The following is a 25,295-nucleotide window of genomic DNA, read 5'->3' as shown; positions in this document are numbered from 1 at the left end:
CTCTCCCGCGTCCCTTGCCGCCGATGCGGCGTCGGACGCGAGCGTCGGCGCGTGGGTCTCGTATGCGACGTCCTTCGCAGGCATGGTCGGATCACGCCTTCGCGGAGATGACGATCGTCGTGCGCTTTCCGCGCGCCTCGCGCCTCATGGACGCGCCTGCGGACTCCAGGCCGCATGCAGCGACGTCCTTGGAGAGCTTCGAGGGGTTGGCGCCCGCCATGCCGAGGGCGTTGGCGAGCTCGGTCGCCGTGCCCCGCCAGGCGCCTCCGGACTCCCTCGCGAGCCGCGCGCAGCGCTCCGCGAGCGTTGCGTGGGCCGCCGGCCCCTTGCGCTCGCGCGCCCTCGCGGCGAACTCGGAGGCCTTCTTCATTGCGGCGATCTCCTCGGGCTTGGTGTTGAAGAGGTCGTAGAGCGCGCCCTTGGGGAAGTCGTCTTTTATGGGGATGCGCGCGCCGCCGGCGACGAGCAGGCCCTCGCCGGCGCGTATCGACTCGTCGATGTACCCGGCCTCCTGTGCGGAGAGGTCCAGCAGGTCGACCCATGCCTTGCGGTCGAGCGGGGACTGCTTGTGTAGCAGGATGAAGTCGGAGTTGAGCACCATGTTGCGGGCCTCCTCGTGCTCCAGCATGTAGACGCTGTTCTGCGTGATGCCGGTGCAGACGAGGTTGAACTTGCGGCCCTCCGCCCAGAACTTCGAGAAGTACGTGATTACCGCCGGGTGCCCGAACAGGCTCTGCACCTCGTCGATGTAGAGCCAGGTGGTCACGCCGCGCTCGAAGTTGTAGTACATGCGGTTGCGCACCGTCTCCAGGACGGCGACGATGCCGAAAGCCCGCATGTTCTCCGAGAGGTCCTTGAAGTCGACGTTGGTCACGCGCTTCTCGAAGGTGACGTTGGACTCGTGGTTGAAGAACGAGAGCGCCCCCTTCACGTAGCGCTCGTAGCGCAGCGCGATGTCGCGGGCCTCGCGCTCGGGCTGTTCCGAGAGGATGCGGTGGAAGTCGCCCAGAAGCGGCAGGCGCCCCTCGTCGGCGCACTCGGAGTACGCGAGCTCCACGCACCTGCTGATGATGGACTTGTCCGCCTCGGGAAGCCCCTGGCTGCCCTCCGCCATGGTGGCCGACGACAGCGCTAGGAACGCGTCGATCTTGAACGCCATCTGCGCCGCCGTCGACTGGTGCGCCACGTCGGAGAGGTCGAAGGGGTTCAGGTGCGTGCCGGAGTCGGGGGCGAACCGTATGCACTCGCCGCCGTTGCCCTCCACGACCGGCGCGTACTCGCCCGCGGGGTCGAGGATGATGACCTCGTCGTCGGGGTAAGCAAGGATCGTGTTCTCGATCTCGCGCTTCACGGAGAAGGACTTGCCCGAGCCCGGCTTGCCTGCCACGAACCCCATGGGGCTCGCGAGGCGCTTCCTGTTGCAGAGCACCAGGTTCGAGGACTGCTTGTTCTGGCCGTAGTAGCCGCCGCCCTCCTGGGCGAGCTCCTGGGTCGCGAAGGGCATCTGGATGGCGACCTGCGCGGTCGTCATCATGCGGCACACCTGCACGTGGTTGTGGCCGAGCGGCAGGATCGAGTTCATGCCCTCGCGCTGGCGGTAGTCGAGCGTGTCGCACTCGATGGAGTTGCGGCGGGCGGTCGACACGATCTGCATGACCTGGTCGTCGAGCTCCTCGCGCGTCGCCGCGTAGGTGAACACGAGTCCCGTGTAGACGAACAGGCGCTGGTTCTTGTTCTGCAGGTGGTCGAGCAGGTCCTCGGCCTCCTCCTTGGAATACTTGAGCTCGCTGGGCAGGATCTGGAAGTCGTAGCCCTTCTTCACGGCGCCCATCTGCTCGTCGATGATCTCCTTGTCCATCCACGCCAGGCGCTTCTTCACGTAGGCGACGGCCTTGGCCTTGTCCATGGCCTGCACGTGCAGCGTCACGTTGAGCGGTATGGGTAGGTCGATGATCTCGGCGAGGCAGCGGTCGGAAAGCTCGCTCCCGAACCGGTGCAGGGAGAGCACCTGGCACCAGACGCCCTCGCTCCTGTAGCAGGTGCCGGAGCCCTCCGGCTTGAAGTCGAGCGACATCGGGCACACGAGGTCCTTCGCGGTGAGGCCGCGTGTGGCGCCCACGGCGTCCCAGGAGAAGCTGAAGGGCTTCCCCGGCCTCAGCTGGCTGTGGATGGCGCGCAGCCTCTCCTCGCCGGAAAGCGGCCTCGCAGAGCTGCGGATCTTGTTCAGCGTCTGCACGGCGTCGGAGCGCATGCGGGCGAGCTTGGGCACGGCGGCGTCGACGTCGGGCGCGAGCGTGCTGAAGGTCAGGTAGCGCTCGCGCACGAGGTTGGAGACGCCCTCGCGCATCTTGTCGTTGAGGATGCGGTTGTATTCGCGGGCGTACTCCGCCGTCTCGGGCGCGCCCTCCTCGAAGAACTTCATGCGCCCGATCTCGGACGCCGGTATGGGGGTGTTGGTCACGGTGAGCTGCACGCAGGTCTCCGCGCCGAAGTAGTCGAACAGCTGGCACCACCCGCTGAAGATGGCCTGCTGGCTCTCCTCGCGCGCGGACTGGTAGCTGATGTCGTCGAAGGCGATGGTCTGGGAGAAGAGGCCCTCCTCGACCTGGCAGATGCCGTCCTTGTACATGAGGTCGAATCCGACGGCCGAGTAGACGTCGCGCGCCGCGCGCCTTTTGCGCCTCTGCGCGGCCGTCTGGTCCGTGAGCTGCTTCTCCTGCTCGCGGATGCGCCTCTCCACCGACCGCGGCCTGCGCCTCGCGGGCGCCTCCGCGTCGTCGGCCTTATTCTTCGCCTTCTTGCCTAGAGGGTTCAGCAATCTCGGCTCCCTTCCTCTTCGCGGCGCGCCTCGCGCGCCTGTCTGCCTTGGGTCTCTCGTCGGGGAGGACGGCCGCCATGAGTCCGCCCCCGGTCTCGTATGCGAGCACGCCGTCGGAGAGCGCGTGCGAGAGCCTCATGGGCACGTACTCCTCGGCCTTCAGCCCTTTCGGGCGCCAGAAGCCCATGAGCCAGAACGGCATGGACGCCGCCATGACGGGCAGCGTCGCGTCGGCCACCTCGACGCCGAGGCCGAGGTGGACCGCGGCGGCGGCGCCGACCGAGGCGGCGAGCCCCCCGGCCGTGCACGCGAGCGTGCGGGCCGAGAGCTTGCCGACGACCTTCTCCGTGTACTCGCCGATGTCCTTGTGGACGGTCACGCTGAGCATCTCGGGGCCCCTTACGCCGGGAGCCAGGAGGTGTCGAGCATGCCGAAGTAGACCGCCGCGGCGACGATGATCGCGCCGCCCGCGATGGTCGAGATGGCGCTCGCGATCTGCGCGCCGCCCTGCTGCTCGCGGATGGCCAGGCCCAGGCTCACGGCGCCCCACACGATGAGGAAGCCGCCCAGGAAGGTGACGCACCCCGACACGAGGCTGATGATGTTCTGAAGCATCCGGTTCCTTTCTCTCTATGCGTCCGAGGCGGCATCGTCGCCGCCGTCTCCACGTCCCTCGCGCATCTCTTCGAGGCGCGCGGCGAAGTCGTAGGGCTCCGCGAAGAGCGCGCCCGGATGCCCCGGGTACGCCTGCGGCCACATGGGGTGCGATGCGATGTCGTACTTCTTGTCTTTCAGGGGGTCCGTGCCGGTGATGAGGACGATGGCCTCGTCGCGCGGCAGCTTGGCGACCTCGGCGCCCTGCACCAGGTCGCGCTCGATGGTGTTCCAGTTGCGGGTGGACGAGGGCATGGCGCCGCGGCTCTCGTTCCAGGTGACGGTGCCCACGGTCTCCTTGCCGACCGTCTCGGAGATCTCCTTGACGGTCTCGGTGGACTTGCCTCCCAGGAAGAGCGTCGTGTCGCAGCAGTCGACGATGGTCGCGGCGTCGTCCTCGTAGCGGGCCTTGAGCTGCGAGAGCGACTGCAGGATCACCGACATGGAGATGTTGCGGCTGCGGATGACCGCCACCATGCGCTCGACGTCGGGGAGCTTGCCGATGTTGGCGAACTCGTCGAGCACGAGGTGGACCGGCGTCGGCAGCGAGCCCCCGTACTCCTTGAGCGCCCGCTCGCAGAGCATGTTCATGGTCTGCCAGAGCATGATGGCGAACAGGAACGAGTAGAGGCTGGAGGTGTCCGACATCACGGCGAAGACGGCGCGCCTGGCGCCGGGGTCGCCGAGCCGGTCGAGCGCCATCTCGTCGTAGGAGACGAGCTCGCGCACCTGCGGTATGGCGAAGGGCTCCATGCGCGTGTTGCACGACACGAGGATCGACTTCAGGGTCTTGCCGGCCGCGTCCTTGAACATCTTGTAGTGCAGCAGGCAGAAGTCGGAGTCGACGTCGACGGGGTCCGCCACGCGCACGCGCCTCACGCCCGCCCCGCTAGGGGAGAAGGACCCCCGCCTCGCCGGGTCGAAGCCCGCCTGTCCGCCTTCGTCGGACGCCACGAGCCGCACGCCGGTCTCGATCTCCTCGAATAGCAGGTCGAGCGGGCTCCTGTAGTCCTCGTCGGACTCCTTGGCCTTCGCGAGCGACAGCAGCGTCACCAGGCCCGAGAGCGACCGGTCCCGCGCCGGGCAGTGGTACACGAGGTAGCCGATGAGCGCCACGTAGAGCAGCCGCTCCGCGTTCTCCCAGAACGGGTCCTGCGCCTGCCTGCCCTCGCCTGTGGTGTTCTCGATGAGGCAGGTGACGAACTCGAGGATGTCGGCCTCGTCCTCTATGTAGGCGAGCGGGTTGTAGTGCATCGACGCCGAGAAGTCCACGGTGTTGAACGAGGCCACCTCGTAGCCGTTCGCCTCGAGCATCCGCCCCATCCTGGGCAGCGTCTCGCCTTTGGGGTCGGTGACGAGGTAGCTCGCGTTCATCTGCATGATGTTGGGCTCCACGTAGCCGCGGGTCTTGCCGGATCCGGAGCCGCCGACGACGAGCACGTTCCGGTTGCGCTCGTAGCGCCTGTCGTGGTCGGGCCTGCCCATGGCCATGCCGTAGTGCTCGGTGAGGATGATGTTGTTCCGGGGGTCCTTGAGGTCCATGAACCTGCGCCCCTCGCGGCGGGTGCCCCACCTGGCAGACCCGTGCTCCTCGCCGCTCCTCTCCGCGCGCCCGTGGCTTATCGCGTAGGCCCAGGCGACCCAGACCGCGCATGCGGCAACGAGCCCCGTGGCCAGCGCTGCGGGCTCTGAGGACAGGCCGTGCGAGGCGACGTATGCGGGCAGAGCCTCGGCGGCCGCCATGAGGTTCATGGCGGCGTTGCCGGGAAGCGACATGAGGCACGCGGCGTACGCGTCGGCCGCGGCGAACGCGGCGACGGACAGCACTGTTGCGGCGACGGTGCCGGATGGGCGGGCGCTCATCGGGTGCCGACCTCTCGGGCGACCTCGCCGATCTCGCGCTCGCGGGTTGCGGTGCGCTGCGCCTCGAGAGCCTCTGAGGCCTGCCTTGCCTGCCTGGCGCGCTCGTCGAGCGGGCGGTCATCTATGGGGTGCGGGGCATCGCGGCCGATTCTGTCTCCCAGCTCGTCGAAGGCGTCGGAAACCTGCCTGGCGTCCTCGATGCGGAAGAGCAGCTCGGTGCGGCCGGCCTCGGCGTCGTCGAGCCACACGGGCTCGATGCGGTGCGCACGGAGCGCCTCCTCGATCCGCGGCCTGGTTTCCTCCCAGTCGCCCGCGTCCTTGAACTCGGACATGTCGAGTCTGGCCCATGCGGGCGTGGGATCCTCGTCGCTTACTTCGATTGCGCTCGCTGCGGTTTCCGCCTGCTCCGACGCCTGCTCGCAGGCGCCCTTGAGTTCCCAGGCGCGACGCCTCAGGGCGCTCTCGCCCCATCTCTCCACGATGCGCGCGTTGGAGTCGAGCATCTTCTCGCCGGACTCGTCGCCGAAGTCGCTTGCCATGGCTGTGCCTCCCGGTCCCTAGCGCGCTTCGCCGGGCAGGGGCCTGGCCTCGCCGCCGCGGTCGGCGGCGGCGCGCGCGGACTCCGACCTGTCGGATAGCGGCCTGTACTGGAGGCGCCTGCACTGCTCGGGGGTCGCGTACCTCATGGATTCGACCAGCGCGTCGAAGCGGGCCGGGTCCTCCTCGGCGATGCGCGCGGCGGGCATCGACTCGAAGCCGTGCCATGTGTCGCCGTCGCGCTTGAGGGCGAGCCAGAGCTCTCCGGCGGACTGCTTCGCGAAAGCGACGTCGTCGAGCACGGCGCAGTCGCCGGTCTCGCAGCGGTCGTGCAGGAGCTTCTTCAGGCCCTTGGGCCCGACGGCCTCGTGGATCCTGCACACGTCGGCCTTCTCGGCGATCCACGGGTTCTCCCTGATTGCGCTAAAGAGCGTTTCCCTGGAACCGGGCAGCATCGCGCCTCCTTCGTGTCTAACGGATTGCGCGGGCCGCGACGGCCATCGTTTCGGGGTTCGTGTTTTCGCCTCCGGCGGCCCGCTGGGGCGTTTATACGCGCATCTAAGCGGTGCTTTCTTTCGGCGATGGCCGCTAAGCCCTCCTAAGCCCCAGGAAGCCGAATTACCCCTAGCCCCTGCGTCTTCGGTCCCTGTTGCCGAGGTCCACGACCTCGCACGTCTCGCGCAGGCGCGACGCAATGGCGGCGGCCGTCTCGCGCTCGCCGCCCCGGGCGAGCCGGCGTTCGATCTCGTCGATGCCGTACTGAGACGTGGCGATGGTGGGCAGCATCTCCTCGTAGCGGCGGTTCACCACCTGGAAGAGCGTGGTCATGGCCCAACTGTTGGCTCCCTCCTTGCCGAGGTCGTCGAGCACGAGCAGGTCGCACCTCCCGTATCGCCCCACGCCCTCGGCGCTCTTGGCGCCGGTGCCGTACGTGTCCTGGATCGAGTCGAGCATCTCCAGCGTCGTCGTGACCACGACCGAGTATCCCGAGTAGACGAGGGCGCGCGCGATGGCGCACGCCGCCGTGGTTTTGCCCGCGCCCACGCCGCCCCGGAAGTAGAGCCCGCGGCCCTGTATGTCGCCGAAGCGGCCGAGGTAGCTCACCGCCGCCGGTATCGAGGTCTGGGCGTTTCTGAAGCGCCTCTTGATGCCCGATGCGGCGATTCTGCGCGCCATCTCGGCCTCGGCCTCCTCGCGCTCACGGTGCTCGCGCTCGCGCTCCGCCTCGAGCTCGCCGTCGCACCCGCACGGCGCGTGCGAGACCCAGCGCACCTGCCCGAGCAGCACCGCGCCCAAAGGCTCGAGCTCCCTCCCGCAGAAATGGCAGGCGACGGGCTTCGGCTCCTCGAAGGATAGGCCTGCCGCGCGGGCCTCCGCGGGCGTCACGAGCCCGTCGCCGGCCTTTCCTTTCAGAACCATTTGTTATCCACCTTTCTTATTGGGTGACAACCCGTCACCGGTAGACCTGACGATCCGTCAGGGTTGAGGGCCGCTTCCCCCGACCGTTTGTCAGGGGAAGCGGATGCTTGGGGTGACGTTTCGTCGGGTGACGGCTCGTCAGGTGACGCGTCGTCATGGGGGTCTTCAGGGGGCGATGCGCCCGCGAGCACGTAGCGTCTGGTCTTCCGGCCTGTCCCCGTCTCGTGGGAGCCGGCCTCTCGGATGAGGCCTGCGGCCAGGAGCTCGTCTATGGCGCGCGTGACCGTCCTGGGAGTCGTGCCCAGGAATTCCGCGGTCGAGGCGCGCGACTCGTAGAACCCGCCGCCGTCGCGGCAGAACCCGTAGATGCGCGCATATACCAGCAGGGTCACGCCCGAGAGGCTTAGATCGCGCCACATGAAGCGGTGCGCTATTACGAACTCCTTGCCCCTGGCGTTCTCCTCATCGGCTGTCATCCTCGGGCCCCTTGGCCTTCGCCTTGTATGCCAGCACGGTGTTCTTCCAAACCCAGTCGGCAAGGTCCATCCTGTTGATGAACATGCCTCTCGTGAGGCCCGGGAGCAGCCTGAACGGCATCGGGTCGACCGGCCTGCTCGCGTACTCCCTTATACGGTCCTGGCTCGTGCCGAGCAGGGCCGCTACGTCTTGAACCGTGTAATAGTCCTTCATGGGAACTTGCGGCGTCGTGCGTTTGTTGTTCGTCATCGCCGTCTCACTCCTCTTCTTGCTCGCAGTTGGTACTTCCTGCGGGCTGTCGGAGGGGGCCTGCTCGGTTTCGGCGGCGGGACGTGGTTCTGCTGCGTTGAGCATGGCCATCCGCCTACCTTGCCCAGCTTTGACTTTGAAGGACCGCCTCTAGGGCGCGCGGGTCCACTCGCACGCAACGACCTATCTTGATGGCGGGGATTTGGCGGCGCTCTATCATCTTGTAGACGAGGGATCGGGAGACGTGGAGGCGCTCGGCGACCTCGGCCGCGTCAAGGAGCCTGGCCTCTCCCTCGGTGCCCTGTTCGCCTGCTTCTCCAGCATCTCCAATCGCCACCGTCTCGTAAATCTGGTGAACCAGGTTTTCATTATCTTCCGATTTGTCAAAACGTGTGTCCCGTGTTTGTCCCACCGAACGGGTCATCTCGAGAATTTCGTCAATCATTGCGCACCCCGCGAATCGCACCTCTTGGCACCGAAGCGCCTGCTTTCCCTGCATTGCCGCCGAGTCGACGGCGATGGGGATGCTTATATCGGTGGATTTGACGCGGTGCAACGTGTCGTCAGGACTTAAGCCCTGCTAAGCCCGTCTAAGCCTTTTTTGCTTTTGGGATCGCCTGCTACTGCGCTTCCGAAATCTTCCTCATGAAGCGCGAGCGCATCGTCCTGAAATTGAGCTCGGACATCGTCATTGCCTGTCTCTCGAGCCCACGCAGGAACTCCGGGAAATACCTATCGGCGATGTAGGCCGAGCAGTTCCGTGCGAAGAACGCGTGTATTGCGCTGTAGGGGATGACTTTGTAGGCGCCCTCAGGGTCGTATTGAGCAAAATCTATGCCACTGTAATCCGGCGCGAAAATGTAGAAGTGGGGCGACTTGCCCGCCTCGCGTGCGTATTCCTCCGCCTTAGACCGGTACTTGTCCAGCTGTGATTTCCCGTTTTCGTCGATCCCGTTGACACCGGAGCGGACCTTGTTCTCGATGACGATGACATGGGCCGCGCTTTCGATCCAAAGATCGATGTTGTGGTTCGTTTCGCGCACGATTTCGAAGTCGGGGTCCATTCCGCTTATACCGAGAAGATCGTCGGATTCTGCGAACTCTCTGAAGGAGGCGTGGCTGTAGTCGAAGTAGTGCGCCAAAAGGTTCGAGAACGCCAGCTCGTCATCTTCCTTGCCGATTATCTCAAGGAAAGTCGGTGCCATGGAGCTCTCGGCGCTGTCGGCGACGAGCTTTCCGGGCGCGGCTTGCTGCCAGAGCGACGCGTTGTCAACCATGCTGCGCAGTTGCCCATACGCCTTGGGGTCGTTGGATTGAGAGTAGTACGTACGCATTCCCTGGGGGATGATGACTTTCCTGGTAGAGTCGAGTTGCGTCAAACCCTCCCGAATGGAGATTTCGTTTTCGGGGTCGATGGTTATGAACACTCGCTTTTCTCCGGCGGGCACGAGCACCTGTTCGGCCTTGTATGTCACGTTGCCAGAGAATACGTCCTGGCCACCGTGATACGTATTGCCCCGGAAGATCTGGTCCAGCGTTGCCCCGCCGTAGGTAATCCTCTCGACGTCTCTGTCGGAGACAGTTGATAAGCCAAGACCTATAGCGATTACCTCGACGGTCTTTCTGGCCCGTACATTCCGGACGAAGATAACCGTGTCGACGTCGTGACCCTTCACTATCCCGCTTGGCGTGACATAGAGGTACCTGTCTCCATTGTCGTCTTCAAACAGATTGATAACCTCATGGCCGATGTTGCCACCTTCGCTCAAATACCTGCCAGCGAAGAGTTGGTTGATTAGTATTTCGCCTTCGGCCATTTTGCTCTCCAATGAACTGTCCTTGCTTTTCGACATTTTACCTTTGGACTTCGCAAGACGGGCACGTCAAGCAATCATGCGTTGCAATTAGCTTTGCGAGCGATCCTTGAAGTGTTGCTATTCATTGCACGCAATCGATTGGAACTCACCCGCTAGGGGAGAAGATGGCGTTTCCGCAGGTAAACCGCAATACTCCCCATGTCGAAAAACAATACTCCCCATATCAGCCGGAAGGGCCGAAAACCCGACTGGAACTCACTCCATCACGATGGAGCGGCAAAACCGCAGGTCAGGGGCAATACTCCCCATGTCGGGCAAAATACTCCCCATAAGTGAGTTCCAACTGGAACTCACCCGACTGAGTTCCAAGTGAGTTCCAACAACTAGGCTACAATGTAAATACTCACCATGCACGAGAAGCAACGAGTGAGACGAGACGATATGAAACAATACGAGAATGCAATTCCCGCAAGCGCGGGAATCATTGAGTGGGAATAATAGCGAAAAGCCCGGAAGCCTTGAAAAACACTGGGGTTTCTGAATTTGAAAATCTCTTCTGATAACAATTTGATAACAGAACTCTGAAGGAGCATCATTCTTCGTACCAAGTGGTTTTGGAGTAAAGAATGATTTCAAAAGGTGTTCGAAAGGTATCCATATTAAAAAGCAATCCCTTGCTGAGAGAAATCTCGGCAAGGGATTTTTTGCGTCTATAGAGTTTTACTTGGTGAACAGATCTGAAATCTCCTGAGAAGGAACCTTTGCCCGGCGGCTATAGGTGTCATACTTTGGATAGTTGTATCTCCACTGGTCGTACTCTTCCTTGGTGATCTCACCATTACGGTACTTCTCTTCCTGCTCATACCAGGCAGAAAGCATATCAAACATGGAAATGTATTCGAGACCTTTGTGTTTGTCGAGTCGGAGGCAAAGCTCTCCGTCAATCTGACCTACTTTAAGACCTCTCAGATCTTCCAGGGCAAACAATGTATGCATCAGGCCAATATTGGTGTCTATATCGGGAACTGCCAGCGCAGAGGGAGAAACATCCCAAGAGATGGGAGCAGCGCACCGGTTTTCCACTCATCATGATTCAGGGGGCAGCGCATAATGCAAATGACGATCAACCGGACAAAGTCAACGCAATTATTCGCGACTTTATAGAAACAATCCATATATAAACGGAGAGTTATTGGTTCATGGATTTTGTATTTATAAGAGCAGTCTCCAGCTAACACCGGAAGAAGTTGACAAACTGCAAGAGATGATAAATTTGAATTTGTAACTGCAAGATTCAAAACAATGTGTCATTTGGCGAATTCGCTGTTTGTGGGGAAGAGTTCTCACACCGGTAGGGATATATTGTTTACGGAGGTGAACAACATGGATCAGATTAAAACAGGAAAATTTATCGCTTATCTACGTAAACAGCACAACCTTACACAGGAGGCGTTGGGCGAAAAACTCGGTGTCACCAACAAGACTGTATCCCGCTGGGAAAACGCAAATTATATGCCTGACATTGAGATGCTCCAACTGCTGTCAAAAGAGCTGAACGTCAGCGTTAACGAGCTGCTGGCAGGCGAGTTCCTATCGGATGAAGAATTCAGGAAAAAGGCGGATGAAAATGTCATCGCTGTTTCCAAATCGAGCGCGTTTTCCCTCGAGGAAAGAAAAGCTTATTTCAAAAAGAAATGGCGCAAAGAACATACAGCGCTGTTTGTTTTGCTTGGGCTTCTTCTAATTGCAGCCGCTGTGCTGCCGTTCGTATTTGACAGGTCGTGGCTTGTCGGACTTGTCCCCCTGTTGGCACTTGTTGAATATGGCTATCAGAATAATCAGATGATGGCTTACGTAGAACACTGTCTTTACGCTTGATCTGTGCAATCAAATCATAAGAGTAACGATAAGGAGATGTGAGTTATGAAAACGAATGGCAAAACTTTTATCATATTGGGAATAACATTTATACTTTGTTCCGCGATCTGGTTCTTATGGGTCAGAAATATCGCCATGGGAATTGTGTGGCTGGCAATAGGAATACTGGAACTGTGTATAGCCGCAATTTTATATTGGAGAAGCAAGAAGAATCAGCAGTAAATTTGAATTTGCGTCTACAATGATAATAAACATATAAATCTTAACGACAAGGAGGAACAACAGTTATGGATAACAAAGAACTGGTAAGTCACTTTTTTGTGGAAGGATATATCAATCACAATTACGACTTTATCATGGAATGTATGGCGGAGGACTACATAGACCACAGTCCTGCCGGAGCAAGAAGTAATGCTGATGCCGTGGGCATCTTGAAAATTGTGGAGGGACAATTCTCTGACCTGAAAATTGAGGTGCTTGATGTATTTGGTGAGGAGGATATGGTTGCAACCAGAATTCTCTATCAGGGTATTCATGCCGGAACTTGTATGGGAATACCGGCTACCGGAAAGCATATTAGCTTTGAGGCATTGGAGAACTTTAGGGTTGTGGACGGCAAGATTGTTGAATCATGGGGCTATTGGCCAGATAAAGAAATTGAAGCGAAACTTCGATAAATTTCAGTTTAATCGCTCATCCGGATCAAATCGGATGTTGAGATTTACCCCTCTGGATGCTATAATACACCCAAGCCAATTGATATTATCCGCAGGGGACAATCCCGTGTTATCACGGCTGATAACATTTTGATAACAATAGCTGTGATACTCAGGATAATATGGATACCACAAATAATCAGAAGAACAGGAATACATATCTTCTAAACAAAACTGTTTAAGAAATGGGTCCTGTTGTAGAGTTCGAGTGATTGCCCTGTTGGCGAAGATGTCATAGCGTGTAACCAAACGCTGATGTTGAGGCCCCTGTGCGGTTCAGCAAACTGAACCGCACAGGGGCCTCAACGTATATGGAAGAGCGCTTCTCCCCTACCGCAGTCGCGCCAGCACGTCGCCGATGTCCGCGTTGATGCAGATGGACTGCCGCCGGATGTCGGCCGGGCAGTTCGCCTCGCCCAGGTTGCTGCAGGCGTAGACGGCGTCGGTGCTGCTCGCCGTCATCTGCCAGAACGGGTATTTGATGATGACGGGCGTATTGCCGCCCACACCCAGTTCCAGGAACAGCACCTTGCGCTCTGCGCGGACTCGTGTGCGCAGGAAATCATCGTATCGTTCCGCGGCCTTATGCCAGCCTTCGTCCTCCACGAACGTATCGTCGCAACGCAGGTTCATCGTCATGGGCCTGCCGCAGTACGGGCAGGATGGCACGAGTTCCGTCGGAATCCGCATATGTTCCTGCCGTTCGACCATGGCCCGCACAACCGCCTCATTGTCGAAGGTTTCCTGTCGGCATGGCACGCTGCATTGGAACAGGCTATAGTCGCCCTGCGTGTAGAACAGGCGTTCGCGGGCGAACCCAGCTTTCTGGAAGCAGTGGTCCACATTGGTCGTGATGACGAAATAGTCCTTGCCCGCCACGAGTTTCAGCAGATCGGCGTACACCGGTTTCGGCACGTCGTGGTAGCGGTTGACGGTTATGAATCGGCTCCAATACGCCCAGTATTCCTCCAGCGAGGCGAACGGGTAGAAGCCTCCCGAATACATGTCGCGAATGCCGTAGGTCGCGGCGAAATCGGAGAAGTACCGTTCGAATCGTTCGCCAGCATAGGTGAAGCCCGCCGCCGTGGACAGTCCCGATCCCGCACCGATGATCACGGCGTCGGCCTCATGCCACGCCGTTTTCAGCAGGTCAAGTCGTAGGGCGAAATCAGGGTCGTTCGACACTTCAAACCGATTCATCGACTCGTTCCGGCCGAATCCGTTGGTCAAACCAAGCCGATCAGCCCATCTGCCGATCAGCCCATCTGCCGGTCGGCTTGTCAGCCGGTTGGCCGGTCGGCTGATCGCTCGGTTCGGAGCAGCCGTTCGTAGATTTCGTAATCCGTATCCTTGAAAACATTGAACACCACTTTCCTCACGCTGGTTCGTTCTGCCGTGAATTCCTCAACGGTATGTATGGCGATTGCTGCCGCCCGCTCGTTGGGGAAATGGAATTCGCCGGTCGAGATGCAGCAGAACACCACGCTTTCCAACCCATGTTCCGCCGCCAGCCTCAGGCAGGAACGGTAGCAGGATGCCAACAGCCGATCGTGCTCGGCGGTCACGCGCCCGTCCACGATTGGTCCGATCGTGTGCAGCACGTATCGGCACGGCAGGTTGAACGCCGGCGAGATCTTCGCCTGCCCGGTCGGCTCCGGGTACCCTTGCCGTTCCATCAGTTCCGCGCACGCCAACCGCAGTTCCATGCCGGCATAGGTGTGGATCGCATTGTCGATGCACCGGTGGTTCGGCGCGTAACAGCCGGTCATGCCGCTGTTCGCCGCGTTGACGATGGCATCACACCTGAGTGTCGTGATGTCACCTTGCCAAAGGTAGAGTTCCGTCTGCGTCCCGGCACTCGGCACCGTCCGGATCGGTGTGAGATCGGCGATGTCGGTGATGCCTTTGACTGCGGTTTCCGCATGCAGATAGTCGTCTTGAATGCGCAGAAGACGTTCGTCGACGGGGTACGGCTCGCGCACGTTCATCAGGGCGCGCAGCAGTATGCGCTGCTGGTCCGGATCGTTCGGGATGCTGATGCCCGAAGCGTCATCAGCGGAATCATCGCCCATCCAGGACCGACGCTCGTCCAGCAGGCCTTGAAGCAGCAGTCGCCTGCGCTCATCCTGATTCATGCCGCACCTCTTTCTCCGTACCGGCGTTCCCACCGACTTTGGCTTCACCGTATCACCGTGGCCCCGGTTTGTAAGGACGGCACATTATTGTGCCTTGGTTACCGCGAGGGAACGATTGCGCCGTTGCAAGGTTCCATGGCATTCAGCGTTTCACATGTCGAGACCACTATGCGGACATCAGCGATACGGCGACACCCGTATGACGGTGCCCGCTGCTCCGTAGCCGTTCACAGCCGCGGAGTAGCGGGCACCGATCGCAATAAGCGAACCAGCCGAGCCAGCCGATGTATCAGATATATCAGCCCAGCATGCCGGTCCACATGCCCACGAAGTCGGGCAGCGTCTTGCGCGTGGTCTCCACGTCGCGCACGGTCACGCCGTCGATGCGCAGGCCGAGCATCGCCGCGAAGGTCGCCATACGATGATCCGCATACGTTTCCATTTCGGCACCGTGCAACGCGGCCTCCGCCACCGGTTCGATACGGATGCCGTCCGCCAGTTCGCAAGCCTTTCCCCCGACGCGCGTGATCTCGTTGACCAACGCTTCCAGACGGTTCGTCTCATGCCCGCGCAGATGCCCGATACCGATCATGTTGGTCGGTGCGTCCGCGAACACCAGAATCGCGGCCAGCGAAGGCGCAATCTCACCCGCGGCGGTCAGGTCGAAATCACCCAGACCATGAATCACGTCCCCACCGGTCACATTGCAGTAGCGCACACCGTTCTCCACGGAGAACGTCACCTTCGCACCCATGCGTTCCAAGTATCCGGGCAGCAGTCCGCCCGGCTGCGTGGTGGTTTCCGGCCAGTTCGGCACGCGCACGGTACCGCCCGCAATCAGCGCCGCACCCAAGAACGGGGCCGCGTTCGACAAATCGGGTTCCACGGTGATGTGTTCGGGCAGCTGCAGCGGGCGCGGCTCAACAGTCCACGTATGTGCATTCTCGTCGGCGGTGATGCTGCCACCGGCCGCGGTCACGTCGGCGACGGTCATGCGGATATGCGGCAGGCTCGGGGTCTTCCCGCCCACATGCGTGAGCGTCATGCCGCCCGGCAGACGGGAGGCGATCAGCAGCAGTCCGGAGATGAACTGGGAGGAGCCGGAGGAGTCGATGGTGACGCCACAGCGCTCTGTCACAAGTTCGGCGGGCGACGTGATAGTGAAGGGCAGTCCGCCGGTTTCGCCGTGGTATTCGACGGTCGCGCCGAGCTGTTCCAAGCCGTCGAGCACGGGCTTCATAGGACGCGCGTACGCCTGACGGTCGCCGTCGAACCGAACCGGACCGTCCGCGAACAACGCGAGGCCGGGGACGAAACGCATGACGGTGCCCGCCAGACCGCAGTAGACGCTGGTGTTGCCGGTGAACCGACCCGTCGCGGGCGGGGTGACGCGCACGGTGGTGGGAACATGAGGGTCGATGTCGCAGCTGACGCCAAGCGCCGTAAGCGCGTCCATCATGAGGTCGGTGTCGCGGGATCGCAGCAGACCCGTAAGGGTGATGGGAGTGCCGCCAAGTGCGGCGAGGATGAGGTAACGGTTCGACAGGGATTTGCTGCCGGGGATTTCGACGGTGGCGTCGAGCGGCTTGGCGGCCGTGGGCGCGGGCCAGACGGTGGCGGTGGTTTCGCTCATGGGTGTTTCCTCTGTCTGTTGTCGTAAATGTCGCGTGTTGCGCCGTGGCACGGTGTCAGGTGTTTCAGGCGTAAAGCGCCGCCCAGCATGCCACGGTTCGGCTGCGTTTCACCTTATTGCCTGCGTGCGATAAACGTCCGGTTTTTCTCACTACTCAAGAGCGCTGATCAGGTGAGCTCATGCCGTCCCATGCGTAGTCCAGATGCATGAATTCGGGCACCTTGTACCATTTCACCGGATAACCTGCACCGTGCGCGCAGAGTACGGAGTCCGTGGTGTGGTCGAGATCGGATTCGGGATTGTAGTTCGCTTGCTTGATAATGGTTTCGGCGTCATGGCAGGGACGGTATCCCGCGAATGTGCAGCCGAGATGGCCACGTCCGTGCGTGTAGGCGTTCACATCCATGGCGTAGTCGCGCATTTCGCTGACCGGCGCGGTACCGTTCAGTACGGCGTATTCGCCGTCGGCGTCGTTCTGCGGCGGGTCGAATTCGCCGCTCATGCGTTGGATGTCGCTCATGGCGCGTCCGAGCATGTCTTGCGGGACTTCCAGACGGAACCGATACCAAGGTTCCAGCAGACGGCAGTTGCCCATGCCTTGGATGCGGCATTGCGGTGTTTCGCCAATGTTATCGATGCTATCGGCATCGGCGCTGCCGATACTGTCGATGTCAGCGGTTTCGATGTCGTGATCGTCGCCGTCGCCCGCGAATCGTTGCGCGACATCGAACGCTCCTGTCTCATCTGGTACACCGGCACGTGCTTCCATGAGCCCTTGTCGGATCGCCCGGTAGGTTGCCTGTCTGAAATCACCGCCCTCCGTATGCTTCAGGTGTGCACGCCCGGTGAGCAGCGTGAGTCTGATATCGGTGATGGGTGAGCCGGTGAGCACGCCGAGGTGTTCGCGTTCCTGGAAATGCGAGAGGATGAGTCGTTGCCAGTTGCGGTCGAGGATGTCCTCACTGCAATCAGTCGCGTATTGCATACCACTGCCGGCCGGCAACGGTTCAAGCAGAACATGGGCTTCGGCATAGTGGCGCAACGGTTCGTAATGCCCCACGCCTTCGACCGGTTCCGTGATGGTTTCCTTGTACAGAATCGCGCCGGGGCCGAATTCAACGTCCAAACCGAACCGGTCATGCATCATCTGCTGGATGATCTCGAGTTGCACGGCTCCCATGAGCTGCAGGTGGATTTCCTGCAGGCGCGCATGCCATACGACGTGCAGCAGCGGGTCTTCGTCTTCCAGTTCACGCAAGGCGAGCAGGCATTTGTGGGTGTCATTGCCACCGGGCAGCAGCGTGTAGGTGAGGACGGGTTGCAGGATCGGGTTTTCTGCCGACTGTTCGAATCCCAAGCCTTCGCCGGGGAAGGTGCGGGTCAGGCCGGTCACCGCGCATACTGTTCCCGCGGGGACGGATCCGACCGTGGAGTATTTCGCGCCGGAATAGACTCTGATTTGGTCGGCCTTCTCGTTCCAGGCCAGTTCACCGCTGCCGCCGTTCAGCATTGTCTTCGCGTGCAGTTCCCCGCCGGTCACTTTCAACCATGTCAGGCGGTTGCCTTGGGCATCGTGGGAGATCTTGTAAATACGGGCACCGAATTCGTCGGCGTACTGCGGTTCCTGCGTGTATGTCGCGAAGCCGTGGATGAATTCGTCGATGCCTTCCATTTTGAGCGCGGATCCGAAAAAGCATGGGAACAGTTCACGCCGTTCAATCATGTTGCGGATGGTGGCGGTGTTCACGGTTCCCGTGTCGAGATATTCGTCCATGGCCTGTTCCGACTGCATGGCGATGCTTTCCATGGTGTCGGCGAGCGCGGGGTTGGTGAAGTCGATGCAGGCGTCGTGGAAGCGGTGTTGGAGTTGGTTGAGGATGGTGGTTGCGTTGGCGCCTGGTGCATCCATTTTGTTGACGAAGAGGATGGTTGGCACGTTGTAACGTGTGAGGAGTCGCCAGAGAGTTTCGGTGTGGCCTTGGATGCCGTCGGTGGCGGAGATGACGAAGACGGCGTAGTCGAGGGCGCGTATGGTGCGTTCGGTTTCGGCGGAGAAGTCGACGTGGCCTGGGGTGTCGAGGAGGGTGATGGTGGTGTCGTTGGTGTGGATGATGGCTGGTTCGGTGAAGATGGTGATGCCGCGGGCGCGTTCCATGGTGTTGGTGTCAAGGAAGGCGTCGCCATGGTCGACGCGGCCTGGTTTGCGCAGTTGTCCGGTTTTGTAGAGGAGGGCTTCGGAGAGTGTGGTTTTGCCTGCGTCGACGTGTGCGAGGATTCCGGTTACGATGCGCTTCATGGTGTTTACCCTACCAGTGTGTTTGTCGTGGGGGTTGGTGGTTTTCGTGGTGGGTGGTTGGTTTGGGCGTGGTGTTGTGGTGGTTTGTGTGGTGTGGGTTTGGGTGTCGTGCGTCGTGGTTGGGTCGGGTGCTCATGTACAATGGCTGATGTTGCTTTTTGCAACGGGCTGTAGCGCAGCTTGGTAGCGCGTCTGCTTTGGGAGCAGAATGTCGCAGGTTCAAATCCTGTCAGCCCGACGAAAACCGTTGGGAACAAAGGCGTTTCGAACGGTTTGACCCGTTCCTGAAGTATTTTCCGGTACAAAACCGTACAAACACGGAGCAACCTCCCGCTAATTCCTGCCTCTTCCCTCTCCCTTCCGCAAGGTCAGTCCTCCAGCATGTGCTCGCGCAGCACCTCGGCTGCATCCACGCACACATCCATCACGTCGGCCAACAGCATGTTCGGTACGCGACAATCGATACCGATTACCACACCCGGATATGGTTCTCTCGTTGATTCCCCTAAATTCCAAGCCTTCCATCAGTTGTCAAAGAATCATGGACAACTTGTATGTTTTGTGCACAGACTCGCCCACATAGACGCTCGCATACCGGATGCTTCATTCACCGGCTTCAGTGTCCTCGTTCCTGAAGCCGGTCCCCTCGATACGTTTCTCGTCGCGCTTCGCCCTGCGCTCGACCTTCTTGATGTCTTCCATCGCCGGAAGGTCCTCCGGTGCGATGCCGCGGTCGATAAGACTCCTCCGCACCGCTTTGTTGTTGCTCACATGCTCATTGGTGATCGATGGAGCCCCATGCAAGTCACGTTCCTGGATTCCATAGTTCGTCATCTGTGTGGCAAGTTGCTTCGCGGTTACCGCGATCGGATGGAGTTTGTCGGCCAACGGACGCCCCTTCGGCACATCGAGTTTGAATTTCATCTCCGTCGTGCTTATACCGAACAGCGCCTGATCGCCACGCGAGCGAATCACACCGAAATCCTTCTCCCCGACTCCGCGCTTGTAAGCAAGCGAGCTGAGCTGTTTCTCCTCGGCGGTCAATGCGTGCCTGCCCGCGATGCGCAGAATCTCGCCCATGCGCTGTTCCAGAAGTTCTGCGGTGCGCGTCTGTACCGCGAAATAACTTTGCAACAGTGCGACCTCCTCCTTACGCGGGTCGCCGTTCTGAGCCACCAGATAGCAGGCATAACGGGTCAGCCTCACATCGTCGATGGAACGGATTCCGCCGTTGGCGATGGTTACACGGCCTCATAAGGTCTCTGGCGTACCAGAATTCAACACCGTTCGGATCCATATTCGACATGGAGTCGAGCTGTGACGACCGCTGTGCGATGGTTTCCTTGTCCATATTTCCTTCTTTCTCGCTGCGAACATTTTGCTGGCGTCAGCAAAATGTTCATTTCCTAGTGTTTCCAACGTTTTTGGGTTGTCGAAGATTCTTTGACGATTGCCGATTCGTGTTTTCATGTCGGGAATCCTGTTTTTCACATATTTCCCCCAGTTTCCGTGGTTTCCTCGCGACGGTTCCGTGTTTTCGTCCGTCACGCGGCGAGCTCCCGCGGCGCCCTCTCGGCGAGCTTCGAATACGGGATCACGCTCACCCCGCAGTTCGTGAACGCGTCGAGCGCGCCGTCCTGCAACGGGCCTTCCCTGTCATCGCCGATCACCACGAGCCTCGCCCCTGCACGCTCCTTGGCCTTGCGGGTGTCCTCCCATCCCCACATGATGTCCCTCACCGCGTTCTTGTCGAACTTGTTCGGCGCCTGGCAAAAGCGCGTCGGATGGTTTGCGCTACGCTGGAAGATGAAGTCGAAGTTGTGCTCGTATTTGGACACGCCGCGGATTCCAACGCTCGCAGTGTAGAACACGTTGCATTCGTCGAGCACGGCGGCCACGTCGTCGGCGAAGTACTCTGCCACCCTGTGCTGCACGGCCTCCATCATGGAGCCGACGCCGAGGAGCGCCTGCGCGTACCGGTTCATCGCGTCCGCGCAGCTCCCCTCGGACTCGAGCACGATCTGCCCGTTCCTGATGCCGGCGCCGTATTTGTGCGCGATGCGCTCCATGCGCTCACGCCTCGCATCCGTGAGTGTGACGCCGTTCTGGTGGAACGATTCGAGCGCGTACCCGTCATCGGTGAACATGATGCCGTGGCCGTCGGTCTTGGCGTAGAAGATCAGGCCGTCGTTGGAGCCGTCGAGCATCGGGAGCGTGATCTCCTTCCAATCTCCAAGGTCCTTGGCGGACGCCTCACGCTTGAGCCATTCACCGTACTCTTCGATGAGCTTGTCAGGCTTGATGCACTCGCTGTTCATATCAGGCTCTCCTGGAAGTTTGGTTTCTTAATCACGTTGAACTTGTCCAATGCGGCTTCCTGCCCTTCTTCGACATGTCCCCTCCTCCTATTTTTCCATCCGGCGTTCCGGCTTCGATGTCGGGGTGCAAGCGTCGTATCCGACGACAACGGCTTTGTCGGCGAATTCACTAGGTTGCCCTGTCGGAATCGGCACGACAACTACGCCCTTGCCCACTTCGCCATTATGCTAGAGGGAAATCGGAGCTGCGGTCGCGATAGGAAAAGAAATGGCAAAAGAAACGACAGAAGGAAAGAAGGCACGCATATCGTTTTCGGATGCCGCCCGTTTGGTTGATCGGGACGATCATGCTCCCTTTCTGTGCGGGCTTGGTGAGTAAGGGGATAACGAGCTGCGCATCGTCATCAACGGTTCGAGACTCGGCAACGTTGACGGCGACGCCGCTGCCCCGCATCCCTCGCCTTCGCATGGCGGCAATGCGGCGCTTGAGGGCATACTTCGGGATTGCAGGCCTATAGAGCCGGGCGACGGTCCGTGGATCGAGCTCGTATTCGAGGATTACATCATTTACCAGGTGCGCAACGAGTCCTACTGCGCTCCCGATCCGCCTGAGAGCCGCACCGGGAAGTATCTGGTTGTGTTCGAGAAGTCGGCTCTGCTCGATTATCTTTCGGTTTCGACCGATGCGCAGCAGTGGGATGATGGCGGGTTCTTCCCGTACCGGTGGAGGCATTACGGCGTACGCACGCAGAATCAGGTGATCGATATCGTGTCCCACGCCGATCCTCGGGTTTACCGGTACGATCCGCGTCCCGGCCGTGGCCCGTCGAACTGATAGCAGAAGAAACCGTTCGGTAACGGTGACTTATCGGTCCGAGGCGATGCGCGATTCGAGTTTGCGTACCTGTTCGCTCGTTTCTGGGCGAATCTGCGTTTGCGTGACCTGCAATGCGATGCGGTCCGCCTCGAGTGCGGCGATCTGCCTGGAGAACACGATGAACCATCCCAGATACACCATGCATGCTAAGGCTTCCACGTCAGTGAGCGTGACGTTGCCCATCAGCCAGTCGACGCCGAACGCGGCGCACACCATGAGCATCAGGTCGGAGATCACCATCACGGTGCGGATCAGGCGCGGCGCGAGCCATGGCAGCAGCAGGAACAGGATGAGCATGAGCACCGGCAGGCCGCGCGCGAATACGTTGTGCAGGATCGGGTGCGGCGTGTAACGAAACGCGCCTATGCCGACGAAGGCGATACCGGAAAGCGTGAGCATGACGCTGAGGATGCCGGTGCGCAACCGGTAATGCGGGATGAGGAACCCATGGTTCGGATCATCGGCTTTGCGGGGAGTTCTTCTGAATCGCTTGCCGGTATTCCTGCCGGAATCGCCGACGGACGTTTCGCTGGCATCTTCGTCTGCGCCCGCGCCTGCGCCCGTGCCGTTGCCGCGCAGGCGCGTGAGCCGTTCCGTGGTTACGAGTTCGGAGACCGCGAAGTAGCTGATAATGATGATGCACAGTCCGCCGAGCATGAGCGTGGAGTTGAACATGGTGGCGGCGAAAGTGGTGCGATCGCCCAGTTGCGAGAAGTTGTTGTGATACCAGTAGGGGTCATCGGTGGTCAGTCCGGCCACGCATACGCCGGAGATGATGAAGAACGGGAGCAGTGATGCCAGCGTCTTCGCGTTCATCATGCGCGCTTGCACGAAGGTCATATAGCCGACCACGCCGGAGACCGCGGCGCAAATGGCGGACATATAGCCTACGAAGATCTTCGGACCCATGACTTCGTTGATCACGCTAAACAATGCGAACGAGGTCAGGAACGTGGTGGCCGCGTACACCGCGGATAGCGCGAGGGATTCGATGAGCCTGCGCAGCATGACGAGCCAACCGTGCTTCAGGTTCATGGATCGCGACTGGCTCAGGTAGCCGATGAGGAAGGAGACGACGGCGCAGGCGGCGCCGATGCCGGAGCAGACGATGAAGCGGCGCAGCATGAGCTGCCAGATGGCGGGCGCGTATTCGAGGTAGACGTTCATGGAGATGGCACCCACGGCTGCGCAGATGATGAATGAGATCAAGCCGCCGGTTTCCGCACGTTGATGGCGTCCCTGAACCATGATGTTTCTCCCTCCGCCAACGCCATGCGCGTATCCCGGACCCGTGTTTCGGATTCGGTGCGGCGCCTTCCGCGAACGCATGCGCCGTCGCGCATGCTCGGGAACCACGCTTCTTCGATTCTACGTTCGGCGCGTACGTTTGCGATTCGATTGCCTGATTTTACCGCTGTGCGCGTATCAGCGTTCCCGCACGGCACGTTTGCGACGGCGTCTGCGCCATGCGGCGAATCCCAGCGTTCCCACCAGCACCGCCCCGCCGACGAGCGGGCAGGTGCTCACCCACCAGTCCGGTGAGGTCGGGATCGCCGCGGAATCCCCCACGCTTTCGCCTTCCGGCACATTCGCGGTGCGCTCCCCCGTCACCAGCAGACGGTGCGTGTTCACGCCATACGGCGTGCACGTCAGCAGCGTCACCAGATCCCGTCCCGGTTCAATCACCAGCTCATTCACTTCATCCGGTTCCACCACGCGGATATCCGTCACCTTGTATGTGATCGTCCGGTTCAGCACTTCGATGCGGAACAGGCCGCCCTTGCGCATTTCCCCGAGTCTTGTGAATAGCTCGCCCGAGGGAAGCCCCCTATGGCCGGTCAGCACGGCGTGCGTCCCCTTGCCACCGATTGGCAACGATGTCTGGCTCATGTGTCCCACGCCCTTGGCGAGCACGTCCTCCGAAGTGCCGTGGTAGATTGGTAGTTTCAGCGAGATTCTGCTGATGCTCAGGTATCCCATCACCCCGTCATGGTTCACGTTGAGCACGTTGGAATAGTTGGTGGGCAGCACGTACCCGCTGTCGCTCACGAACGGATCGTGCACCGGATCGCCGTTCAGGTCCTCGTTGTAGGTTCGCGCCGCACCCAGTTCCGCCTTGACCTTATCCGACGGCATGGTGGCCGTCTTCTTCTGGTATGAGTCGATGACCTCGGTGTGTTCCCTCGATGCGAGCAGGTCGGCGACGCTCGGGTATGCAAATATCGCGATGCCGCCGATGACGAGCAGTACGGCCAGGATGTTGGTCCACACACGGCCGGCCTTACCTCGTCCCTTAGCGCGATCCTTGTCGCGAGCCTTGCCGAGCTTGCCGCCGGTTCCGCCGCCGCGCTCGCCTGCGCGCTCGCCTGTACCTGTGTGCCCTGATTCGTTGTCTGCCATGATGGAAAGCCTCTGTTCGTTCCTTCACGGGCCCGGCGAATATCGCCGGACCGACATGCCGTCGAATGTAGAAAATCGGGTCGCATACGCTGCAGGTATGCGACCCGATCCACTCTGCTGAAATCATCCCCCGTTTTCCTGTGGGAGCGTCATCCGTTTCGCCGATGCCGGCGCCGCACTTCGTATGTCATGCTTTTCGCATGCCATGCCCGTGCGGCTTCGGCTTATGCGATGCGATTCACGCCTTCTTGCGGGAGGCGGCCAGCATCACGCCACCGGCGATCATCAGTACGCCCAACACGCTGAATACGATGGTGCCGATGCCACCGGTCTTCGGCAGCTTGCCGGTCTTGTTCTCCACGTCCTTGGCCACGTAGCCGATTTCGCTTTCGCCCTCGAGGTGGCCGGTGTAGTCCTTGGCCTCGTCCTGGATCGGGGTGAGGGTGACGTCGATCGGCGCGCCCAGCTTGTTGTAGCCGCCGGGAGCCTTGGTTTCCACCAGCTGGTAGGTCAGCTGGTTGCCGTCATCGTCGGCGCCCTTCAGACCGTACACGGTGAGCTTGCCGTTGGCATCCGTCACCAGGGTCTCGCTGCCGGTTTCGGTGTTCAGGGCCTTGCGGTACACGCCGGTGCTCACTTCCACGAACTTGGAGGTCTCGCCGTTGCGCTGCAGCTTGAACTCGGCGCCGGACAGCGGGGTCTTCGTGCCGGCGGCGATCTTGTTCACCTTGATGCCGAAGACATAGACCTTGGTATCGTCCGGTATGGTGGTGTAGTCGTTGCCGTTGTATGGGTTGTTGTTGTACTGCAGCTCGGCGTGGTTGACGATGGCGGTGCCGACCACGGCCTTCTCGTTCACGATGGCGGAGTAGCTCACGTGGATCTTGGAGTACGCGCGGATCTTGTCGTAGTCGAACTTGAGCAGGAAGGTGACGTCATGGTCGCCCATGTCCTTGGTGTTCAGGATCTTGACATACGCGTCCGTGCCGGTCAGGTCCACGGTGGAACCGTCGGCCTTGACACCTTCGACCGTGATGTCGTCGTTGAAGGTCAGCGCCTCATCCATCGCATCGGAGATCCAATACGACTTGCTGATGGCATTGGACGGGTAGGCGGGCACGTCGGTGCGCAGGTCGAACTTGACGTTCTCGCCGATGTATGCGGTGTCGGAACCTTGGTCGCGCTTGTCGAGACCGGTGTTGATCTCG

At 60.5% G+C, this 25,295-nt stretch carries 25 protein-coding genes and 1 tRNA gene; 5 read left to right on the top strand and 21 right to left on the bottom strand.

Annotated elements, in window-relative coordinates; genetic code table 11:
- Positions 1-91: 91 nt before the first annotated feature.
- The 12 genes from BUB29_RS03900 to BUB29_RS03845 all read right to left on the bottom strand — a co-directional run bounded on the left by BUB29_RS03900 (position 92) and on the right by BUB29_RS03845 (position 10,917).
- Positions 92-2,818, bottom strand: a complete 2,727-nt coding sequence (locus BUB29_RS03900) for a VirB4-like conjugal transfer ATPase, CD1110 family (RefSeq protein ID WP_033521647.1) — start codon at positions 2,816-2,818, stop codon at positions 92-94.
- Entirely contained in the window at positions 2,784-3,206 is a 423-nt protein-coding gene (locus tag BUB29_RS03895) for a PrgI family protein (RefSeq protein WP_033521649.1), read from the bottom strand. The genes BUB29_RS03900 and BUB29_RS03895 overlap by 35 nt, the downstream gene beginning before the upstream one ends.
- An 11-nt stretch (positions 3,207-3,217) precedes the next feature.
- Positions 3,218-3,433 (bottom strand): hypothetical protein, encoded by a 216-nt coding sequence (locus BUB29_RS03890; RefSeq protein WP_012799010.1) that lies wholly within the window; start codon positions 3,431-3,433, stop codon positions 3,218-3,220.
- Between the two features lie 15 nt (positions 3,434-3,448).
- Positions 3,449-5,335 carry a VirD4-like conjugal transfer protein, CD1115 family gene (locus tag BUB29_RS03885; RefSeq protein ID WP_033521656.1) on the bottom strand — a complete coding sequence of 629 codons (1,887 nt, stop codon included), beginning with the start codon at positions 5,333-5,335 and terminating at the stop codon, positions 3,449-3,451.
- Entirely contained in the window at positions 5,332-5,874 is a 543-nt protein-coding gene (locus tag BUB29_RS03880; RefSeq protein WP_033521658.1) for a hypothetical protein, read from the bottom strand. Before BUB29_RS03880 ends, BUB29_RS03885 begins: the two co-directional genes overlap by 4 nt.
- Before the next feature lie 18 nt (positions 5,875-5,892).
- A complete protein-coding gene (locus BUB29_RS03875) occupies positions 5,893-6,327 on the bottom strand; it encodes a hypothetical protein (RefSeq protein WP_051915306.1) in 435 nt (144 codons plus the stop codon).
- Positions 6,328-6,496: 169 nt separating this feature from the next.
- Positions 6,497-7,291 (bottom strand): ATP-binding protein, encoded by a 795-nt coding sequence (locus tag BUB29_RS03870; RefSeq protein ID WP_033521660.1) that lies wholly within the window; start codon positions 7,289-7,291, stop codon positions 6,497-6,499.
- Complete coding sequence (locus tag BUB29_RS03865; RefSeq protein WP_052109160.1) at positions 7,282-7,767, bottom strand: helix-turn-helix domain-containing protein; 486 nt, start codon at positions 7,765-7,767, stop codon at positions 7,282-7,284. The genes BUB29_RS03870 and BUB29_RS03865 overlap by 10 nt, the downstream gene beginning before the upstream one ends.
- Positions 7,754-8,128 (bottom strand): helix-turn-helix domain-containing protein, encoded by a 375-nt coding sequence (locus BUB29_RS03860; protein WP_033521663.1) that lies wholly within the window; start codon positions 8,126-8,128, stop codon positions 7,754-7,756. Before BUB29_RS03860 ends, BUB29_RS03865 begins: the two co-directional genes overlap by 14 nt.
- A gap of 4 nt (positions 8,129-8,132) precedes the next feature.
- A complete protein-coding gene (locus BUB29_RS09520) occupies positions 8,133-8,462 on the bottom strand; it encodes a helix-turn-helix domain-containing protein (RefSeq protein WP_159430605.1) in 330 nt (109 codons plus the stop codon).
- A gap of 175 nt (positions 8,463-8,637) precedes the next feature.
- Entirely contained in the window at positions 8,638-9,870 is a 1,233-nt protein-coding gene (locus BUB29_RS03850) for a PD-(D/E)XK nuclease family protein (protein ID WP_033521665.1), read from the bottom strand.
- 684 nt (positions 9,871-10,554) lie between these two features.
- Positions 10,555-10,917, bottom strand: coding sequence for a hypothetical protein (locus tag BUB29_RS03845; protein ID WP_199851188.1), 363 nt, complete (start codon positions 10,915-10,917; stop codon positions 10,555-10,557).
- Between the two features lie 300 nt (positions 10,918-11,217).
- Between BUB29_RS03845 and BUB29_RS03840 the strand changes: the two genes are divergently transcribed.
- Genes BUB29_RS03840 through BUB29_RS03835 form a run of 3 tightly spaced genes read left to right on the top strand, consistent with a single transcriptional unit; the run spans position 11,218 to position 12,389 of the window.
- Entirely contained in the window at positions 11,218-11,712 is a 495-nt protein-coding gene (locus BUB29_RS03840; RefSeq protein ID WP_033521667.1) for a helix-turn-helix domain-containing protein, read from the top strand.
- Between the two features lie 38 nt (positions 11,713-11,750).
- Complete coding sequence (locus tag BUB29_RS09675) at positions 11,751-11,957, top strand: hypothetical protein (protein WP_143155144.1); 207 nt, start codon at positions 11,751-11,753, stop codon at positions 11,955-11,957.
- A 42-nt stretch (positions 11,958-11,999) separates the two neighbouring features.
- Positions 12,000-12,389 (top strand): ester cyclase, encoded by a 390-nt coding sequence (locus tag BUB29_RS03835; protein ID WP_033521669.1) that lies wholly within the window; start codon positions 12,000-12,002, stop codon positions 12,387-12,389.
- A gap of 369 nt (positions 12,390-12,758) precedes the next feature.
- On the opposite strand, the gene BUB29_RS03830 is transcribed toward BUB29_RS03835, so the two are convergent.
- The 4 genes from BUB29_RS03830 to BUB29_RS03815 all read right to left on the bottom strand — a co-directional run bounded on the left by BUB29_RS03830 (position 12,759) and on the right by BUB29_RS03815 (position 18,492).
- Positions 12,759-13,628 carry an SIR2 family NAD-dependent protein deacylase gene (locus BUB29_RS03830; RefSeq protein WP_033521671.1) on the bottom strand — a complete coding sequence of 290 codons (870 nt, stop codon included), beginning with the start codon at positions 13,626-13,628 and terminating at the stop codon, positions 12,759-12,761.
- 80 nt (positions 13,629-13,708) lie between these two features.
- Positions 13,709-14,563 carry a protein-ADP-ribose hydrolase gene (locus tag BUB29_RS03825; protein ID WP_033521673.1) on the bottom strand — a complete coding sequence of 285 codons (855 nt, stop codon included), beginning with the start codon at positions 14,561-14,563 and terminating at the stop codon, positions 13,709-13,711.
- 298 nt (positions 14,564-14,861) lie between these two features.
- Positions 14,862-16,196, bottom strand: coding sequence for a 3-phosphoshikimate 1-carboxyvinyltransferase (gene aroA / locus BUB29_RS03820; protein WP_033521675.1), 1,335 nt, complete (start codon positions 16,194-16,196; stop codon positions 14,862-14,864).
- A gap of 154 nt (positions 16,197-16,350) precedes the next feature.
- Positions 16,351-18,492: an elongation factor G gene (locus BUB29_RS03815; RefSeq protein WP_033521677.1), complete on the bottom strand. Its 2,142-nt coding sequence runs from the start codon at positions 18,490-18,492 to the stop codon at positions 16,351-16,353.
- A gap of 164 nt (positions 18,493-18,656) precedes the next feature.
- Here BUB29_RS03815 and BUB29_RS03810 point away from each other — a divergent pair.
- Positions 18,657-18,730, top strand: a tRNA-Pro gene (locus tag BUB29_RS03810).
- 365 nt (positions 18,731-19,095) lie between these two features.
- Here the strand turns inward: BUB29_RS03810 and BUB29_RS03805 are convergent.
- Both BUB29_RS03805 and BUB29_RS03800 read right to left on the bottom strand, forming a co-directional pair.
- Positions 19,096-19,698: a hypothetical protein gene (locus BUB29_RS03805; protein WP_051914871.1), complete on the bottom strand. Its 603-nt coding sequence runs from the start codon at positions 19,696-19,698 to the stop codon at positions 19,096-19,098.
- Positions 19,699-20,036: 338 nt separating this feature from the next.
- Positions 20,037-20,810: a DUF1829 domain-containing protein gene (locus BUB29_RS03800; RefSeq protein ID WP_033521679.1), complete on the bottom strand. Its 774-nt coding sequence runs from the start codon at positions 20,808-20,810 to the stop codon at positions 20,037-20,039.
- Positions 20,811-21,384: 574 nt separating this feature from the next.
- On the opposite strand from BUB29_RS03800, the gene BUB29_RS09670 reads away from it, so the two are divergent.
- Positions 21,385-21,645, top strand: a complete 261-nt coding sequence (locus BUB29_RS09670) for a hypothetical protein (protein WP_033521683.1) — start codon at positions 21,385-21,387, stop codon at positions 21,643-21,645.
- A 30-nt stretch (positions 21,646-21,675) separates the two neighbouring features.
- On the opposite strand, the gene BUB29_RS03790 is transcribed toward BUB29_RS09670, so the two are convergent.
- The 3 genes from BUB29_RS03790 to BUB29_RS03780 all read right to left on the bottom strand — a co-directional run bounded on the left by BUB29_RS03790 (position 21,676) and on the right by BUB29_RS03780 (position 25,291).
- Positions 21,676-22,935: a hypothetical protein gene (locus BUB29_RS03790; RefSeq protein WP_033521684.1), complete on the bottom strand. Its 1,260-nt coding sequence runs from the start codon at positions 22,933-22,935 to the stop codon at positions 21,676-21,678.
- A gap of 177 nt (positions 22,936-23,112) precedes the next feature.
- Positions 23,113-24,087: a class C sortase gene (locus BUB29_RS03785; protein WP_081888363.1), complete on the bottom strand. Its 975-nt coding sequence runs from the start codon at positions 24,085-24,087 to the stop codon at positions 23,113-23,115.
- Positions 24,088-24,325: 238 nt separating this feature from the next.
- Positions 24,326-25,291: a SpaH/EbpB family LPXTG-anchored major pilin gene (locus tag BUB29_RS03780; RefSeq protein WP_152571757.1), complete on the bottom strand. Its 966-nt coding sequence runs from the start codon at positions 25,289-25,291 to the stop codon at positions 24,326-24,328.
- Between the last annotated feature and the right edge of the window lie 4 nt (positions 25,292-25,295).

This window comes from Bifidobacterium merycicum DSM 6492 (genome assembly GCF_900129045.1).
In the GTDB taxonomy this organism is placed as follows: Bacteria; Actinomycetota; Actinomycetes; order Actinomycetales; family Bifidobacteriaceae; genus Bifidobacterium; species Bifidobacterium merycicum.
The sequence above is the reverse complement of the archived record's forward strand: the minus strand, read 5'-3'. Positions and strand labels throughout refer to the sequence as shown.

Excerpts from the sequence above, each read along its gene's own strand:
- BUB29_RS03895 (WP_033521649.1), bottom strand. The coding sequence starts at position 3,206 with ATGCTCAGCGTGACCGTCCACAAGGACATCGGCGAGTACACGGAGAAG.
- BUB29_RS03890 (WP_012799010.1), bottom strand. The coding sequence starts at position 3,433 with ATGCTTCAGAACATCATCAGCCTCGTGTCGGGGTGCGTCACCTTCCTG.
- BUB29_RS03885 (WP_033521656.1), bottom strand. The coding sequence starts at position 5,335 with ATGAGCGCCCGCCCATCCGGCACCGTCGCCGCAACAGTGCTGTCCGTC.
- BUB29_RS03880 (WP_033521658.1), bottom strand. The coding sequence starts at position 5,874 with ATGGCAAGCGACTTCGGCGACGAGTCCGGCGAGAAGATGCTCGACTCC.
- BUB29_RS03875 (WP_051915306.1), bottom strand. The coding sequence starts at position 6,327 with ATGCTGCCCGGTTCCAGGGAAACGCTCTTTAGCGCAATCAGGGAGAAC.
- BUB29_RS03870 (WP_033521660.1), bottom strand. The coding sequence starts at position 7,291 with ATGGTTCTGAAAGGAAAGGCCGGCGACGGGCTCGTGACGCCCGCGGAG.
- BUB29_RS03865 (WP_052109160.1), bottom strand. The coding sequence starts at position 7,767 with ATGACAGCCGATGAGGAGAACGCCAGGGGCAAGGAGTTCGTAATAGCG.
- BUB29_RS03860 (WP_033521663.1), bottom strand. The coding sequence starts at position 8,128 with ATGGCCATGCTCAACGCAGCAGAACCACGTCCCGCCGCCGAAACCGAG.
- BUB29_RS09520 (WP_159430605.1), bottom strand. The coding sequence starts at position 8,462 with ATGATTGACGAAATTCTCGAGATGACCCGTTCGGTGGGACAAACACGG.
- BUB29_RS03850 (WP_033521665.1), bottom strand. The coding sequence starts at position 9,870 with ATGTCGAAAAGCAAGGACAGTTCATTGGAGAGCAAAATGGCCGAAGGC.
- BUB29_RS03840 (WP_033521667.1), top strand. The coding sequence starts at position 11,218 with ATGGATCAGATTAAAACAGGAAAATTTATCGCTTATCTACGTAAACAG.
- BUB29_RS03835 (WP_033521669.1), top strand. The coding sequence starts at position 12,000 with ATGGATAACAAAGAACTGGTAAGTCACTTTTTTGTGGAAGGATATATC.
- BUB29_RS03830 (WP_033521671.1), bottom strand. The coding sequence starts at position 13,628 with ATGAATCGGTTTGAAGTGTCGAACGACCCTGATTTCGCCCTACGACTT.
- BUB29_RS03825 (WP_033521673.1), bottom strand. The coding sequence starts at position 14,563 with ATGAATCAGGATGAGCGCAGGCGACTGCTGCTTCAAGGCCTGCTGGAC.
- aroA (WP_033521675.1), bottom strand. The coding sequence starts at position 16,196 with ATGAGCGAAACCACCGCCACCGTCTGGCCCGCGCCCACGGCCGCCAAG.
- BUB29_RS03815 (WP_033521677.1), bottom strand. The coding sequence starts at position 18,492 with ATGAAGCGCATCGTAACCGGAATCCTCGCACACGTCGACGCAGGCAAA.
- BUB29_RS03800 (WP_033521679.1), bottom strand. The coding sequence starts at position 20,810 with ATGAACAGCGAGTGCATCAAGCCTGACAAGCTCATCGAAGAGTACGGT.
- BUB29_RS03790 (WP_033521684.1), bottom strand. The coding sequence starts at position 22,935 with ATGGTTCAGGGACGCCATCAACGTGCGGAAACCGGCGGCTTGATCTCA.
- BUB29_RS03785 (WP_081888363.1), bottom strand. The coding sequence starts at position 24,087 with ATGGCAGACAACGAATCAGGGCACACAGGTACAGGCGAGCGCGCAGGC.